Below are 15,733 nucleotides of genomic sequence, written 5' to 3'. Positions count from 1 at the left end.
AAACTTTAATCAGTGGAGTTTTCTTCATCCCCACTGATTATTAACCCACGCCAATCGGGCTTTTATGAGCAGTGGATCTCCCACCTAACTTCTTTGCTCCAGCCGAATCTTGAAGTGGGAATTTTACTGCAGGTGAATAGCGGGATAAATTACTCTGATCTCACTAATTTCACAGATTTAGTCCCTCCCATAAACTCATGATGTACAGTTAATGTGTTCTCCTCAAGTTTCAAATCAACCTTCTGTTTTCTTTCTCCCATTAAAAATACAAGCTCTATGGAAATAATCCCTTGGTGCACACTTAATATTCGAAAGTCTCCTATAGTAGTCCCTTTCCCAAAAATATTATGTTCCATAAATTCTCCGCCTGTTTTCTCACTATTAATAGATTCTATTTCCAACCCAACTGGCCTGTCTGTACTTTCTGATGACATCCAAGACCCCTTTAACTTTCCAATATCAGCCTCTTTTTTCTTTTCATTTTTTAACTCTTCCTCTTTTTTCTTGACTTCTGCTTGTTGAGTTAGTAAGCCATCGATTTGCTTATTCAGCTCTTGTGCCCGTTGATTTTCCGAAATAAATTGTTGATTTTGACCAGTATCGTTAAAAATTTTATTTACTATCCCTTTAGCCTCTTCATACTTTTTATCATTCTTTAACTTCTCTGCCTTTTCCAATTGACCTATATATTGACCTTTTAACTCTTTATGCTCTATAAGCAAATCTTTTTGTTCTTTCGCTTGATTTTGAAGGATTGCGGAACCATCTTTCATCTTTTCTACTTCTTGAAACAAACCTATTGCTTGTTCTATATTTCCACTCGATTTCTCTTTTATCGAACTTATCATCTTAGTAGTTTGGCCTTTTAATACCTTTGCTTCTTTATCATCCTTTTTCTCTTCTAATGCTAGCTCAAATGATGCTACTGCCGTGTCATATTCTTTACTCGCTAACGCCAATTTCCCTTGATCCATTGCTTTTTTATAGGCTTCATTGCTACATCCTACCATTAAAAATAAAATTATGATTCCTAAAATCAATCTTTTCATCATATCCCCCTAAATTAATATAATTCTATATACACTCAATAGTATCATAAAATTTATATATAAAATTTTAAATACCATCATTAAAACATAAAGGGAACTTGTCATTTCTTCTCGAACTTAATCTATGAACATAAGTAGAGGGGGATAACAATAATGTACCAAACTATTGAAGGCTTTTTACAATCATGGACATACGAAGCAGAGTCTACTGAGAAAATGCTTGATTCATTAACCGATGCATCTTTATCACAAGAAATTGCACCTGAACATTGGACTTTAGGAAGAGTCGCTTGGCATATCGTGACGGCAATTCCTGTTATACTATCTGGCACAGGGCTAAAGTTTGAAGGAGAAACGAAAGATTATCCTGTTCCAACTTCTGCAAAAACAATTGCAGATGAGTACCGTAAAGTGAACGCGGCTTTTGTTGAAACACTTCAAAGTAAATGGACTGATAAAGACTTAGCTACTATTAACGACTTCTTTGGTCGCCCTATGCCGAATTCCATATTTTTAATGACACTTATTAATCATCAAAATCACCATCGCGGGCAAATGACGGTTTTAATGCGACAAGCCGGCTTAACAGTTCCTGGTGTGTACGGCCCCGCAAAAGAAGAGTGGGCTGTGGCTGGAATGGAAGCTCCTAAAATGTAACGACAAAAAAGACAAGGTGTTTACACATCTTGTCTTTTTCTGTAACTTGTTTCATGTGAAACTATTTTTTAAAATGGTTGTTTTATGGAATATATAGGTTAAAATGAATACATATAATGAATACATATTACGAAGAGGAGTAACCAAATTGAATACAAAAAATAAAAAAATAGCTATGGGAACTATTTTACTAACTTCCCTTATTGGAGTTATTAGTGTATCTCTTTATTTCACCTATTATGGTACCCCTTGGGGAAAACAAGCAGCAATTACGGACTCAAAAGAATATATTACAAAATATTTTAATCTAGATGCAGAAGTCAAAAATACTTCTTACGATGCTAAAATGAATAGCTATGCCATCTCCTTTGAGACAAGTAGAGACGGAGATTTTACTATCGAATATAAAAGTCCTAATAACTTTAATATCTCTCCAGGAGTTCAAGAGTATTTAAGCAAACACTCCAAATTTACAGAGTAGTAACGAAGCATACATATACAAAAAAGAGTTAGTGTAACCCAACTCTTTTTTCTTATTCTTGTCATACAGTTATATCTTCCTTCTCTATATTTTTAATTCCGTAATATGCAATCACAGCTCCAATTGCTGCGAGTGCTAGTTGAAGGGGAAATAAAGTTGCTGTAGGAAACGCTGGGTTGCTATTCATTGCAATTGCTACAACGATAAGAGATGAAACAATTGTAGTTGGCACTGAACGTTTACGCATTCCAAAATATAATGGGATTAAACTCATTCCCGCAGTTGCAATAGCTAAAGGAACCAGTTTTATTCCTTCTTGCACCAATTGATCTACTGTGAATGAATGAGGAAGAATTGAAAAATAACTATCTATCCCAAAGAAAATTCCTACTACTAAAATGTTAGATACAATAACTGTTATAAATGTTACTATCGCTGTAATAGCCAACTTACTAGCCATCATTTTCTTTCGGTTAATAGGATAAGAAAACATGAGTAGTATTGTTTTATTTTTATATTCGCCAATTATTAATCTTGCGATTAACACACTACCAAAAATAATAAACGTTGCTCTTACTACTGTACTAGCCATTAGCAAAATCATCTGCGGATCTCTTATTTCTGAATCTCCTTCTATTTGTGCAATGAAACTAACAAAGATTAATAATGCCAGTATAATGATATTTGCAATAACTGCTCCCCTCACATACCATCCAAACTTAAACTTCTTCAATTCTAGCTTCATAAGACGTAGCATGATAGTCCTCCTTTCATTTAAACTTTAATCAATATAAATTACCCCTGTTTTACTTAAAATCTTCACTTCGTTTTTTGCATCACCAATAGTTCCTTCTTTTATCTTTTCTGTATTTTTATCTTTCTTAAGTCCTTTTAAATCCACTATTACGTCAGCCGAATTACTTTTAGCCATAAGCTTCAATGATGCAGGGACACCTTTATACCGTACGCCAATATCACCTGATTTTGTTTCTATAAATAATGATTTTCCTTCTGTCATATCTTTCAGTAATACTTCCCCAGATGTTGAAGTGATGTTCATATTTGAGTTACTTACATTTGTTATATAGTTATCACCAGTCGTAGACTTTATATTTAATTCTTGTACTGAACTACCTTTTAAAACTAACTCTCCACTTTGCGATATGAATTCACCTTTCTCGGCTGATAGTCCTACAATCATTTCATCTCCAGACTTGCCTTTTGTCATGATATTTTTTACTACTATATCTCTTATTTTCACATCACCCGATTTATTATTTAATACAATTTTATCTATTTCTTTCTTCGGAATAGCTATAGATATACTATTTTTCTTCCTAAACGTGAAACCATTAAAAAATCTGTTCATCTTTTGTTTTTGTTTAATCACAATTTTATTTTCATCATTTTCTATTTTGACAGGATCTATCTCTTTATCTACTTGTTCACCTTGAGCGGAAATTACTATTTTATTAGCGTCTGTACTTTTAAATTCAAGATTCCAGTTTTCATTATCTACTTCTATTTCTTTTATATTATTTATCTCAAAAGACTTTTCTTTCTTAAAACCTTCCCCCTGAAACACCTTAAAACCAAAAACCGCACTAGCAATTGTAATGAATAATATTGCAATTACTATTATCTTTTTCACCATTCATACCCCAGTTCGTTGTTGTTTTAAGCTTGCTTCACACCACATCAATCTTATCGATTTTACGAAACGATAAATAACTAATGAAGATCCCTAATAAACAGAGCACGATTGGGATAGCTATAAAATCAAACATACTTATTTGATCGTTTCCAGGACCAACGTTACCACTAATCAGCATACCAATTATTACTGCCGAAGTAATCGTTGTCGGTGTCGATTTCTTTCTCATTCCAAAAAATAAAGGAATTAAACTTATACCAGATATCATAAATGCACTTATAAAAGTATCTGGAACGATAGCTATTATTTCACCCATCGTAGCTGGCGTTTCAATCAGTCCCATCATGGGACTCACAAAATATACGAGTAAACTAATAATAAAAGTAGCGATAATGGTACTCACAAAACAAAAACAAAAAACAATTGTTAATTTCGCCCTCATTAGCATTTTCCTTTGCAGCGGGTACATAAACGATAATTGCATCGTTTTGTTCTTATACTCATCAATTACTAAACGTGATAAAATGACCGAACTAAAAATAATGAATGTTATCCTAATAAAAATATTTGCTGCAGCCATGTTCTGTGTGAAGTCAGAGAAGAGCATGTTTTCCTCGGCTTTCATTCCCAATGCCATAAGGCTTACTGCAGCGAAAATTGCTATAATACAAATTGCTACACTTTTAAAGTAACGAGATAATTTATGTTTCTTCCATTCGAGCTTCATTAATTTAAACATATAAATTACGCCTCCATTCTTTATATACCTGTCTCTACGCTGCTAACATTCTAATTCCAGCAGTAACGAAGCTTAACATTCCTATCACTAGTACAATGAACAACCATTTCCGCTCTGGTTTTCTATAATATAAAATTCCACTTATTAGCATTACGATAAATCCACTTATCAGGTTCAGCCATAGTCCATTAAGCATGAATACCTTCTCCATCCATTACATTTAAGAAATATTCTTCTAAGGAACTATGTTTCTTATTAATACTTTCAATTTCCACATCGTTCATAATAAGTGCTTTTGAAATGGCCTGCTGAGACGCTAACGTATCATACACACGAATCATGGTTCCACTCATTATTTTGTAGTTTTTTATACCAAGTTTATCTTCTAAAATATAAGCTGCACGTTTCACATCAGGAACAGTGATTTCAATGTACTCTGTTTGTTTTCCGTTAATACTCTTCATTGAAACTTCTTTTATTAGTTTTCCATTTTGAATCACACCAATTGTATCGGCCATTAGTTCCATTTCACCTAAAATATGACTAGAAACTAATAATGTAATGCCATATTCTTTGCAGAGCATTTTAAATAAGTCTCGTAACTCTTTAATACCAATTGGATCTAAACCGTTAATTGGTTCATCTAAAATGAGCAATTCTGGCTTTGTCACGATTGCTCTTGCAATACCGAGTCGTTGTTTCATTCCTAATGAAAAATCTTTTACTTTTTTATTATCTACCCCTTGTAGTTTCACTAAATGTAAAGCATGGTCAATTGCATTTTTATCGTAGTAGCCCATGTATTCACAATGTAGGTCTAAGTTTTCTTTCGCCGTTAATTTATCATAAAAGATTGGGTATTCAATAATTGTCCCCATTCTTTTTAATACTTCATAAGATGTATCTGTTAATTTCTCACCGAAGATTTCAATATCACCACTCGTCGGTTTTATTAAATTTGTAATCATTTTCATAATCGTTGTTTTACCAGCACCGTTTGGTCCTAAAAAACCGTAAATTTCTCCTTTTTTCACATGCATGTTAACACCGGAAATAACTTCTTTCCCTTTAAACACTTTCGTTAACTGGTTTGTTTTTAATATATATGTCATGTTACTTTCCCCTTTCGCAATACTCTATATTTCTATAATAGACAACGGAAATCTCTTTTTTCTTACCCGTTTCTTACAAATTCCTTACGCTGAAAAAAAGCTTGTAGAATCTACTGCTCTACAAGCTAAAACTGTATCTTTGTTAATGCAATTGTAAAAATTGTTTTTTCATACGGTTTACTAGAAAGATGAATTTTTCCGTCCATCGCTTCCACAAGCCGTTTCGTAATCGTTAATCCTAGACCGCTTCCTTGGTACAATCTATTTCTTGAATCTTCAAGTGTGTACATACGCTCAAACACTTTATCAATATGAGATTCATCAATCCCTTTTCCTTTATCCCATACATCTATATACACGCCCGTGTCATCATCTCTTAACGTCATACCGAGTGCCTTTCCATCGTCTCCATATGTAATTGCATTTGATATTAAATTATTCAATACCCTACCTAATACTTCTACATTTCCAAGTGCATATATATTTCTTTCTGGTATATCAATATGAACCTGAAAACCTTTCGTCGTCACTAAATCATAAAATGATAAAATCTTCTCGCGGCAAACTTCATTCATATTTACTTTTGTCATTTCAATTGCTTTGTCACCAGATTCTAATTTCGCTAAATCAAAAAACTTATGAATTAATTCCATCACTTCTAGTGTTTTCGTATGCACTTTCTCAAGTAATATTTGTTGTTCTTCTTTATTTATCGTTTTATCCTTATTTAACATTTCTGTATATCCAAGAATAACTGTTAGTGGTGTTTTCAAGTCATGCGAAATATTTGAAAGCATTTTTCTCATCGAAATTTCTACTTTTGCATGATCTGCATTCGTTTTCTGTTTTGCATCTAATAATTGATTAATTGCCACTAATAATTTTTGCAATTCTAGATCATCTGTCATAACGAGTAACGTCTCGCCTGTTTTTTTATTTACAATACTTGCTAACTTTTCATATGTGTATCGTAAATTTTTACTACTATTTTTTCTCATTTTATATTGCATATAAATAACACATAACAATATAAAAATAATACCTATTAACAAATTGATCATATTACATCACTTCCAGCTTATAGCCGATGCCCCATAGCGTTTTAATATATTCTGGATTAGATGGATCACTTTCGATTTTCTCACGCAATCTTCTCATATGAACATTAATAACGTTATCGTCACCGTAATACTCTTCATTCCACACTAACGTATATATTTGCGCTTTCGTAAATACACGATTTTGGTTCTTTACAAATAGCTTTAAAATCTCAAATTCTTTTAAAGTAAGTTTGAGAGGCTTCCCGTTTTTTTCTACAGTAAAATTAATTGGATCAATTGTTAAATCACCAATTTGAATCATTTTTTCTATTGTTTCTGTAGCCGAGTATTTCGTAGACCTCCGAATACCTGCTTTTACACGTGCAGCCAATTCAATCATAGAAAATGGCTTACAAATGTAATCATCTGCTCCAAGTCCTAATCCAACAGCTTTATCAACATCTGTATCTTTTGCCGACATCATTAAAATCGGAACTGCACTTTTTTCTCGAATGATTCGTACAACCTCTAAGCCATCTAGCTTTGGCATCATAATGTCAAGGATAATCAAATCAAATGAACCTTTTAAATATGTGTTCACGCCTTCTTCTCCATCAGACGCAATCGTAACTTGAAAGCCTTCCTTTATTAAATACTTTTCCACCATCTCTTGAATTGAGATATCATCTTCAACTAATAAAATATGATGTGACATATGTCTATCCCCTTTTTACAAACGTTAACAATCCAATTGTATCGTAACTACTACAGACTGGAAACAATTATATGAATTTTCAAACCAACTTCCCTTCCTTCCTTAACAATGATATGATGAAATTCACTACGATTGTTCATAATTAACTTTATATAAAGGAGACTTATCATGTCAGAAAACAAAAAAGTAAGCTTAGCTGATTTAATGCGTGAACAACTTGCTAAGAAAAAGCAAGGAAATGGAAATGGTCAAAATGCAAAAAATCAAAGCCAAGAAACAAAAAAATTACAAAACCAACAAACAAAGAAAACAAACAACCAACGTAGACGTACAGGTGTATAAATGAACGGACAAAAACGTTCTAATATCGCCCCCGGTCTTGAAGTTGATATTGTATTAAAACAAGATCAACGAACAGGCAAATTAACACGTGGAATTGTAAAAGATATTTTAACAAACTCCCCTTCCCATCCGCATGGCATTAAAGTGCGATTGCAGGACGGGCAAGTCGGTAGAGTACAAAATATCGTTCAATAAGAAAAGGAGCTCAAGTAAACTCGAGCTCCTTTTCTTTATTAACCTTTAATTTTCTCGATGAAAACTACTTTTAAGTAGTCTCCTTCTTTAAATTGATCAATGGTACGGAAATCTTCTGGTAAAGAATGTTCTTCTAACATTTTATATTTGCCATTCATTTCTTTAAAGGCTGTATCGATAAAGCCTTTAAACTTTTTCATATCGAATGCGCTACAGTTTGTAGAAGCAACGATAATACCGTTATTTTCTGTAATAGCAATTGTTTCTTTTAATAAATTTTTATAATCTTTTGCTGCACTAAATGTATATTTTTTTGAGCGTGCAAAGCTTGGAGGATCAAGTACGACCATATCAAATTTCATTTTTTTCTTCGCTGCATATTTGAAGTAAAGAAATACATCTTCTACAATAATATCTTGCGCTTCATAATCAACTTCATTTACACTAAACTGCTCAATCGTTTTACTTAAACTACGATTTGCAAGGTCAACACTCGTCGTTTTACTCGCTCCGCCAAGAGCTGCAAATACAGAGAAAGCACCTGTATAAGAGAACATATTTAACACTGTTCTTCCTTTTGCATATTTATCACGAATTTGTTTTCGAACGTTACGTTGATCTAAAAATACCCCAACCATTGCCCCATCATTTAAATAAACCGCAAAGTTTACACCGTTCTCTTTTACGATAAGTGGGAACTCGCCGCGCTCTCCTGCTACGAAATCATCCCCCTCAATATATTTCCCTTTCGTATCAAAACGCTTTTTCTCATAAATACCTTTAAAGTTTGCTACTTTTTGAAGAGCGGCTATAATCTCATCTCTGAAAGTATAAATCCCTTCACTATACCAACTTACTACGTAGTAGCCATCATAATAATCGATAATTAGTCCTCCAAGACCATCACCTTCACCATTCACCACACGGAATGCTGTCGTATCACTTGATTTGTAAAATTGCTTTCGTTTATGTAAGGCAGATTTGATTTTACTTTCAAAGAAAGATTGATTAATTTGTTCACTCTCTTTTCTCGTTAAAATCCAGCCGTATCCTTTATTTTGTTTTCCATAATAGCCTTTTCCGATAAATTGGTTCTTCTCATCTACTACTTTAATGATTGTTCCTTCTTCACGAACATCATTTAAATTTTGAATCGCATCTTTTAAAATAAGCGGATATCCACTTTTAATTTCTTTTATAAATTTCGGTTTTATTTTTACAGTTACTTCTGATCGCATATAATAACTTCCTTTCCATTTGCATGCTTTCTCTACAGGAAGCATTTAAAAAACGAGACTGAAAAAACAGCCTCGTTTCACTATACCATATTATTGCTTTGCTAGTACAACTCGCTCATTCTCTCGCTTAACTGCCACATATTTACTACATTTTGAACTGGAAATCTTACTGTCCAATATAATATAAAAAACTTTTATATTTCATATTTAGCATTGACAATGATAATGATTTTCATTATCATTTAATGTATATGAGTTCTCGAAAATAAAGGCTATATTTATAGGAGGAATAAACATGATTATCGTTACAAATACAGCTAAAATTACAAAGGGAAATGGACATAAATTAATTGAGCGTTTTAATAAAGTAGGTAAAGTTGAAACGATGCCAGGCTTTTTAGGTCTAGAAGTTCTTTTAACGCAAAATACAGTTGATTATGATGAAGTAACAATTAGCACTCGCTGGAATGCAAAAGAAGATTTCCAAGGTTGGACAAAGAGTGCTGCATTTAAAGATGCTCACTCACATCAAGGCGGAATGCCAGAATATATTCTTGATAATAAAATTGCTTACTATGATGTAAAAGTTGTACGTATGCCAATGGCTGCAGCACAGTAAAAACAGTCCTTTTTTAAAGTATAGAATATGAGAAGCGTTATCTATCACTTCTCATATTCTATACTTTTTTCTTTAATTTCTTTTTATTAATTTTGCGTGTACAACTAGCCTTCCAGCCTCTGGATCAAGCGCATAGTCACAAGTAGAAAGTGTTACGATTTCATCATTAGCCGTCAATTCCGTATCCGTTTTGTACAGTGATTTTTCTTGAATTTCCTTTAAGAACGATGTATATGCTGCATCATTTTCAAAATCCGTTTCAATGTAATAAAAGTCCGTTGTTGTCGTGTATACTGAAAAAACTTCCACGTCGTATCCTTCAAATAATGTATCGTAATATAATTTACGATGAGACATAAAAAAGTCTTCATCCAACATCTTTTTTAAACTACCAAACATAGAACCGTCTTTCATACGATGGCCATATAAAATCGTATTTCGATTTTGAGATTTCACATCATTACGATGGTCCATAAAAATGCTTCCCGCTCTCATATCTTCACCTTTATAATTACGAAATAAATAGTAATCATTATCTTTTGCTTGAACGATTGGATAATTAATTTGTGTATCATCCATCGTAATCCATCCGACTATCTCTGGATTAATTTTCTGGAGATCCTGAAACTGTTTACGTACCTCTCCATCTTCTGATTTTTCTTCCATTGGACTTCTTTTATAAATATGTTGTGCCTCAGCCATTACTTTACGATTTTCATAATAATCCATGAAAATCCCGCCCAACTCATATATTGAATAGAAAAAGATTCCTAAAAACACAATTGTAAGTATGCGTTGAAAAAAAGAATTCTTTTTCCGTCCTTTCTTACTATTCAAATTATCACCTCAAAACGGATTATGCTCAGCCTTTAGATTCCCATAGGTACCATGTACAATCCGGTATCTTCATCCTGCTTTACAATGACATCTACACCATATATTGCTTTAACCATTTCTTCTGTTATTACATCATTAGGATTACCTTTCGTAATGATTTCTCCATCTTTCATAACGATAATATGGTCGCTATAACGAATGGCTTGATTAATATCATGTAATACCATTACAATCGTTAGTCCATGCACTTCATTTAACTCTTTCACTAACTCTAATATTTCTAGCTGATAGTAAATATCTAAATATGTGGTCGGCTCATCTAAGAAGAGCATTGGTGTATTTTGAGCTAATGTCATTGCGATCCAAACTCGCTGCCTCTCTCCACCAGATAAAGCATAAATTGGCTTATCACGCTTACTTTGTAAATTCGTACATACTAGCGCACGCTCAATCGCTTCTCTATCTTCATCTGTTTGCGGAGAGAATATATTTTTATATGGCATACGCCCGAAGCTTATTAGCTTTTCCACTGTAATATCTGCTGGAGCCTCATTTTGTTGATGGACAACCGCTAGTTTTCTAGCAAACTCTTTCGGTTTATATTCACTAATCGCTTTCCCATCAAGTATTACTTCTCCACTGCTAGGAGCGTGGTTTCTAGACATGACACTAAGTAATGTTGATTTCCCACATCCATTCGGTCCAATGATTGTTGTAATTTTCCCAATTTCTATTTCACTACTAACAGACTTTAATCGATTTGTTACGTTATCGTATGAAAAGGTTACATTTTTAATTTCCATGAACTTTATCACTCTTTCTAAGCAAGAATATTAAGAATGGACCACCAATAACCGCCATAATTGTTGCTGCTGGAATTTCGTTAGGTGGCACAATTAACCTTCCAATCGTATCTGCCGTCAAAATTAATAACGCCCCTGCAAGAGCAGAAAATGGAATTAATACTTTATGGTCTGAACCGACTAATTGTCTTGAAATATGCGGAACTAGTAATCCTACAAAAGCAATAACACCTGCAATCGCTGTTGATACTGCCGCTAAGAGTACTGCAATGGCAGAAATAATAAGACGAACTCTCGTCACGTGCAAGCCTAAGTTTTTCGCAGTCTTATCTTGTAGCGATAATAAGTTACACCAAGCTCCTACGAACAGAGCAAGAATAAGACCAATCGTTCCATAAGTCACCATTATTTCTACATCGCCCCACGTCTTCATTGTTATGTTAGAAGTGGTCGTTTGCTTAATACTCTTAATAAAATATCCACAAATCGTAACGAATGATTCATTTAATCCAGTAAACATTGCATTAATGGCAATACCAATTAAAATAATGCGAAGCGGGCTTAATCCTGATTTCCATGAAAACGAATAAACGAGATAACATGCAAGCGCACCACCTAAAAAGGCGAATACGGGTGTCCAGAAAAAGAATTGCGGGAACAACGTAATAATAACGAGTGTCATAAAACTTGCTCCTGAAGATATACCGATTACCCCAGCATCAGCGAGTGGGTTTTTCATAACAGCTTGAAAAAGCACACCTGAAACAGCGAGAGCCGCTCCAGTGAACAACGCAATAATAATACGCGGAAAACGTAAATCTTTAATGACTTCAACATCTTCATTTCCACCTGTAAATATCCCTTGTACAAGTTCAACAATACCTACTTCTAAACTACCTTTCATCGCTGACAATGATGTCATAACAATAAGCAATGCAGTAACAATGAGGAAACTCCAAGTTTTTTTATTCATTCTACTCTTCCTTTATATTAAAATGCATCACGGATACATCATTTTTTTCAATTCATCTAATGCTTCAATTGCTGCTAAATTACCTGTCGTTCCAAATAAACGCTCTTCTAAATCGTAAACACGGTTATTTTTAACCGCAGCAAAGTGTTTCCAAATATCATTTGTTTTAAATTCTTTATCAAACATTTTTACAACTTCATCAGGCATACCATGAGCTGCTCGTAAAATAATATCTGGATCAGCTTTCTTTAAATACTCTGTATTAGAAGCTAAATATTCTACTTGTTCACCTTGCACAATATTTTTACCACCTAGTTGTTTCACTAAATCTCCAATATAAGAATGCTCTGTTGCTACTAAATAACTTCCTGGCACACCTAATAAAATAAGCACTGTCGGTTCTTTCTTTCCTTTTACTTCTTTTTGAATGCTAGCAACCTTTTTATCTAATTTAGTTACTACTGCTTCGGCCTGTTTTTCACGCCCATATTTCTTACCTAAATCGCTAATAGAACTTTGCATATTTTTCAAACTCGTTAAATCTAAAAAGTTTGCTTTCATACCCACACCATCAAAAACTGGCTTTAATTCATATTCAAGTGTTGTCACAGATAACACTTCTGAAGGCTTTAATGACTTTACCTTTTCCATATCTGGACTCATTGGATTCCCAACTTCAGGTAAACCTTTATATCGCTTCGGTAAAGTTTTAGAACTTGTTGGAACGCCGACTAAATCTACTTCTAACGCATCCATAATTTCAGTAACAGCCACTGTTGTTGCAACGACGCGCTCTTTACTTTCACTCTTTACCTGCTTTGCTGATTCTTTTTTTGGTGATGAGCACCCGACTATACTCATTAACAAAATGATAGCCATTAGTACACTTGCAATTTTCTTCACTCTCAATCACCACTCCTTTCCATACAATATGAAACAAGTCTTGATGCACGCGAACATGCATCAAGACTCCAAAAATTACAATCTACCTGCTCTATATTTACGAACTAGTAAAGCAAGTGAACCTAGCAGTAACACCATGTATAAACCAAGTTGTGCTGTATCTGCAGTTTTTGAGTTTTTCTCTTTTTTCGAATCATTTTTTGTATCTTCTTTTTTCTTGTGACCATCTGCATTTCGATTAAAATTAGGAGTACCTACTGTTTTTACATTATCTACTTTCGGTGTAGTCACTGGATTTTTCGGTTCATTTTTCGGTTCCTCTTTAATAGTTCCTAACGCGCCGATATTATTTGTATCAAATTGAATTTGTACATCGTAGAAATGATGGTAGTTCATCTCATCGATGTCTACCTTTACTTTTGCGTTTAATTTTTTAAATAGATCTTCTACTTCAAACTGTACTACTCGCGTATTTGCATTTTTATCTTCGCTTACTACTTTCGCATCAGCGAATAGTTCATTGTTTTCCGCTTGGAATTTCGTAATCCACGCACTATTTTTCAGCGTCATCTCAATATATTTTTTACCATCTTTTACGATTAATTTCGCTGGATTTACAACATAGTCATGCATCTTTGAAATCTCATCTGTTTTATCTTTTAATACTTTAAATGTAATATCATATTGGCCATCTACTAAATTTTTCGAATCAACTATTACTCTCGGTTTATTATTTTCATCTTGGTTGTTGTTTCCACCTTGGTTGTCGTTTCCACCTTGGTTGTCGTTTCCGCCTTGGTTGTCGTTTCCGCCTTGGTTGTCGTTTCCGCCTTGGTTGTCGTTTCCGCCTTGGTTGTTGTTTCCGCCTTGGCTATCTAACGGCTTAATGCTACCTTTATCAAATGCAAATTGAATATCGTAAAAATGGTGATAATTCATTGAATCGATATCTACTTTTACTTTTGCATTTAACTTTTTTGATAAATCTGGTACTTCTACTTCCACTACGCGTGTATCAGCTTTTTTATCTTCACTTATTACATGTGCATCAACAAACGAACCATTTTTCTCAAATTCAAATTTTGTAATCCAAGAACTGTTCGTTAACGTAAATGATACATACTTCTTACCATCTTTTACTTTTAGCACACCTGGACTTTTTGTATATGTGTTCATCATTGAAATTTCGTCTGTTTGATCTTTTAATGCTTTGAAATTGATGCTGTATTCACCATCTTTAATTGTTTCAGCATCTGGTTTTTCTACTTCTGGTTTTTCTACTTCCGGTTTTTCTACTTCCGGTTTTTCTGCTTCTGGTTTTTCTACTTCCGGTTTTTCTACTTCTGGTTTTTCTGCTTCTGGTTTTTCTACTTCTGGTTTTTCTGCTTCTGGTTTTTCTACTTCTGGTTGTTTCTCTTCATTTTTAATTTGTTCAAGTTTATCTTGTTCAAATAAAAGTTGTACATCATGCGTTTGCTTATAATTTCTTGATGCCATTTCGATAAATACTTTTGTATTTAGTTTTTTAGATAAATCGTTTACTTCAAACTCTACTACTCTTGTATCTTTTTCCGTATCCTCACTTACTACTTTTGCATCAACAAATGTGCCATCTTTTTCCGTTTGAAAATTTTTAATTAATGAGCTACTTTTTAATGTTACAATTGCTTTTTTCTTACCGTTTTCTACTTTTAATACTCCTGGATTTACCATGTAAGTATTCATCTTAGATTCTTCATCTGTTTGATCTTTTAACACTTTAAATGGAATGCTGTACGCACCATCTGTAATTGTGTTAGAATTTGGTTGTTGATCTGGGTCAGGCTTTTGGTCGGGCTTCTGACTTGGATCCGGTTTTTCATTTGGATCTGGCTTATTAGCTGGGTCCTCTTTTTCATTTGGTTGTTCCACATGAATTGGTGTAATACTATTTTGATCAAATGCAATACGAACGTCGTACTCATGATGATAATTTAAAAAATCAATATCTACTTTTACTTTTGCATTTAATACCTTCTCTACATCTTCTACATCAAATTCTACTACTCTTGTATCTTTTTCTTTATCTTCACTAATTACATTTGTCGCAACTAGCTTACCTGCTTTTTCTGTTTCAAACTTCGTAATCCATGAACTATTAGTTAATGTAAAGGATACTTTCTTTTTCCCATCCTTCACTTTTAAAGTTCCCGGACTTACTGAATATTGATTCATCATCGATTCTTCATCTGATGTATCTTTTAAAACTTTGAAGCCAATTGAATATTCACCGTCAGCCAACTTGGTAGCTGCTTGAACTGCAAGTGGTTGTAATGTTGATACGAATGTAAATATCATTAAAAACATAGCAACAATAATTTTTGTATACCTGTTCAA

Annotated in this window: 19 protein-coding genes; 5 read left to right on the top strand and 14 right to left on the bottom strand. The window is 33.6% G+C overall.

Going from position 1 to position 15,733, the window contains the following annotated elements:
* Positions 1 to 149: 149 nt before the first annotated feature.
* Entirely contained in the window at positions 150 to 1,049 is a 900-nt protein-coding gene (locus tag AU379_RS01805; protein ID WP_044584887.1) for a hypothetical protein, read from the bottom strand.
* 153 nt (positions 1,050 to 1,202) lie between these two features.
* Here AU379_RS01805 and AU379_RS01800 point away from each other — a divergent pair, with 153 nt between their 5' ends.
* Positions 1,203 to 1,706, top strand: coding sequence for a DinB family protein (locus tag AU379_RS01800; protein ID WP_000284966.1), 504 nt, complete (start codon positions 1,203 to 1,205; stop codon positions 1,704 to 1,706).
* Positions 1,707 to 1,854: 148 nt separating this feature from the next.
* Positions 1,855 to 2,187, top strand: a complete 333-nt coding sequence (locus AU379_RS01795; protein ID WP_001093299.1) for a hypothetical protein — start codon at positions 1,855 to 1,857, stop codon at positions 2,185 to 2,187.
* 61 nt (positions 2,188 to 2,248) lie between these two features.
* On the opposite strand, the gene AU379_RS01790 is transcribed toward AU379_RS01795, so the two are convergent.
* The 7 genes from AU379_RS01790 to AU379_RS01765 form a co-directional block, all read right to left on the bottom strand.
* Positions 2,249 to 2,944, bottom strand: a complete 696-nt coding sequence (locus AU379_RS01790) for an ABC transporter permease (RefSeq protein WP_000945183.1) — start codon at positions 2,942 to 2,944, stop codon at positions 2,249 to 2,251.
* A 24-nt stretch (positions 2,945 to 2,968) separates the two neighbouring features.
* Entirely contained in the window at positions 2,969 to 3,841 is an 873-nt protein-coding gene (locus tag AU379_RS01785; protein ID WP_000239287.1) for a DUF4097 family beta strand repeat-containing protein, read from the bottom strand.
* A 34-nt stretch (positions 3,842 to 3,875) separates the two neighbouring features.
* A complete protein-coding gene (locus AU379_RS01780) occupies positions 3,876 to 4,580 on the bottom strand; it encodes an ABC transporter permease (RefSeq protein WP_061138928.1) in 705 nt (234 codons plus the stop codon).
* Positions 4,581 to 4,614: 34 nt separating this feature from the next.
* Complete coding sequence (locus AU379_RS30450; protein ID WP_000931810.1) at positions 4,615 to 4,776, bottom strand: hypothetical protein; 162 nt, start codon at positions 4,774 to 4,776, stop codon at positions 4,615 to 4,617.
* The gene (locus AU379_RS01775) at positions 4,769 to 5,692 is read right to left on the bottom strand and encodes an ABC transporter ATP-binding protein (RefSeq protein ID WP_000221066.1); all 924 of its coding nucleotides are present in this window, start codon (positions 5,690 to 5,692) and stop codon (positions 4,769 to 4,771) included. Before AU379_RS01775 ends, AU379_RS30450 begins: the two co-directional genes overlap by 8 nt.
* Before the next feature lie 125 nt (positions 5,693 to 5,817).
* Positions 5,818 to 6,753, bottom strand: a complete 936-nt coding sequence (locus AU379_RS01770) for a HAMP domain-containing histidine kinase (RefSeq protein WP_061138927.1) — start codon at positions 6,751 to 6,753, stop codon at positions 5,818 to 5,820.
* A gap of 1 nt (position 6,754) precedes the next feature.
* On the bottom strand, positions 6,755 to 7,447 hold the full coding sequence (locus tag AU379_RS01765) for a response regulator transcription factor (protein WP_000018029.1): 693 nt from the start codon (positions 7,445 to 7,447) through the stop codon (positions 6,755 to 6,757).
* A 168-nt stretch (positions 7,448 to 7,615) separates the two neighbouring features.
* Between AU379_RS01765 and AU379_RS30445 the strand changes: the two genes are divergently transcribed.
* On the top strand, positions 7,616 to 7,789 hold the full coding sequence (locus tag AU379_RS30445; protein ID WP_001293578.1) for a hypothetical protein: 174 nt from the start codon (positions 7,616 to 7,618) through the stop codon (positions 7,787 to 7,789).
* Positions 7,790 to 7,984 (top strand): YwbE family protein, encoded by a 195-nt coding sequence (locus AU379_RS01755; protein WP_001014310.1) that lies wholly within the window; start codon positions 7,790 to 7,792, stop codon positions 7,982 to 7,984.
* A gap of 38 nt (positions 7,985 to 8,022) precedes the next feature.
* Here AU379_RS01755 and AU379_RS01750 read toward each other — a convergent pair whose 3' ends face one another.
* Entirely contained in the window at positions 8,023 to 9,222 is a 1,200-nt protein-coding gene (locus AU379_RS01750; RefSeq protein WP_001255973.1) for a class I SAM-dependent rRNA methyltransferase, read from the bottom strand.
* 295 nt (positions 9,223 to 9,517) lie between these two features.
* Here AU379_RS01750 and isdG point away from each other — a divergent pair, with 295 nt between their 5' ends.
* Positions 9,518 to 9,841, top strand: a complete 324-nt coding sequence (isdG, locus tag AU379_RS01745) for a heme oxygenase (RefSeq protein ID WP_000587818.1) — start codon at positions 9,518 to 9,520, stop codon at positions 9,839 to 9,841.
* A 72-nt stretch (positions 9,842 to 9,913) separates the two neighbouring features.
* Here isdG and srtB read toward each other — a convergent pair whose 3' ends face one another.
* The 5 genes from srtB to AU379_RS01720 all read right to left on the bottom strand — a co-directional run bounded on the left by srtB (position 9,914) and on the right by AU379_RS01720 (position 15,733).
* On the bottom strand, positions 9,914 to 10,678 hold the full coding sequence (srtB, locus tag AU379_RS01740) for a class B sortase (RefSeq protein ID WP_048533848.1): 765 nt from the start codon (positions 10,676 to 10,678) through the stop codon (positions 9,914 to 9,916).
* Positions 10,679 to 10,710: 32 nt separating this feature from the next.
* The gene (locus AU379_RS01735) at positions 10,711 to 11,481 is read right to left on the bottom strand and encodes an ABC transporter ATP-binding protein (RefSeq protein ID WP_000403761.1); all 771 of its coding nucleotides are present in this window, start codon (positions 11,479 to 11,481) and stop codon (positions 10,711 to 10,713) included.
* The gene (locus AU379_RS01730) at positions 11,471 to 12,454 is read right to left on the bottom strand and encodes an iron ABC transporter permease (protein WP_001036848.1); all 984 of its coding nucleotides are present in this window, start codon (positions 12,452 to 12,454) and stop codon (positions 11,471 to 11,473) included. Before AU379_RS01730 ends, AU379_RS01735 begins: the two co-directional genes overlap by 11 nt.
* A 27-nt stretch (positions 12,455 to 12,481) precedes the next feature.
* Positions 12,482 to 13,363: a heme ABC transporter substrate-binding protein IsdE gene (gene isdE / locus AU379_RS01725; protein WP_061138926.1), complete on the bottom strand. Its 882-nt coding sequence runs from the start codon at positions 13,361 to 13,363 to the stop codon at positions 12,482 to 12,484.
* 69 nt (positions 13,364 to 13,432) lie between these two features.
* Positions 13,433 to 15,733, bottom strand: coding sequence for an NEAT domain-containing protein (locus tag AU379_RS01720; protein WP_061138925.1), 2,301 nt, complete (start codon positions 15,731 to 15,733; stop codon positions 13,433 to 13,435).

This window comes from Bacillus sp. JH7, from assembly GCF_001563515.1.
GTDB classification, from domain to species: Bacteria; Bacillota; Bacilli; order Bacillales; family Bacillaceae_G; genus Bacillus_A; species Bacillus_A cereus.
This window is presented reverse-complemented; position numbering and strand designations above follow the sequence as displayed.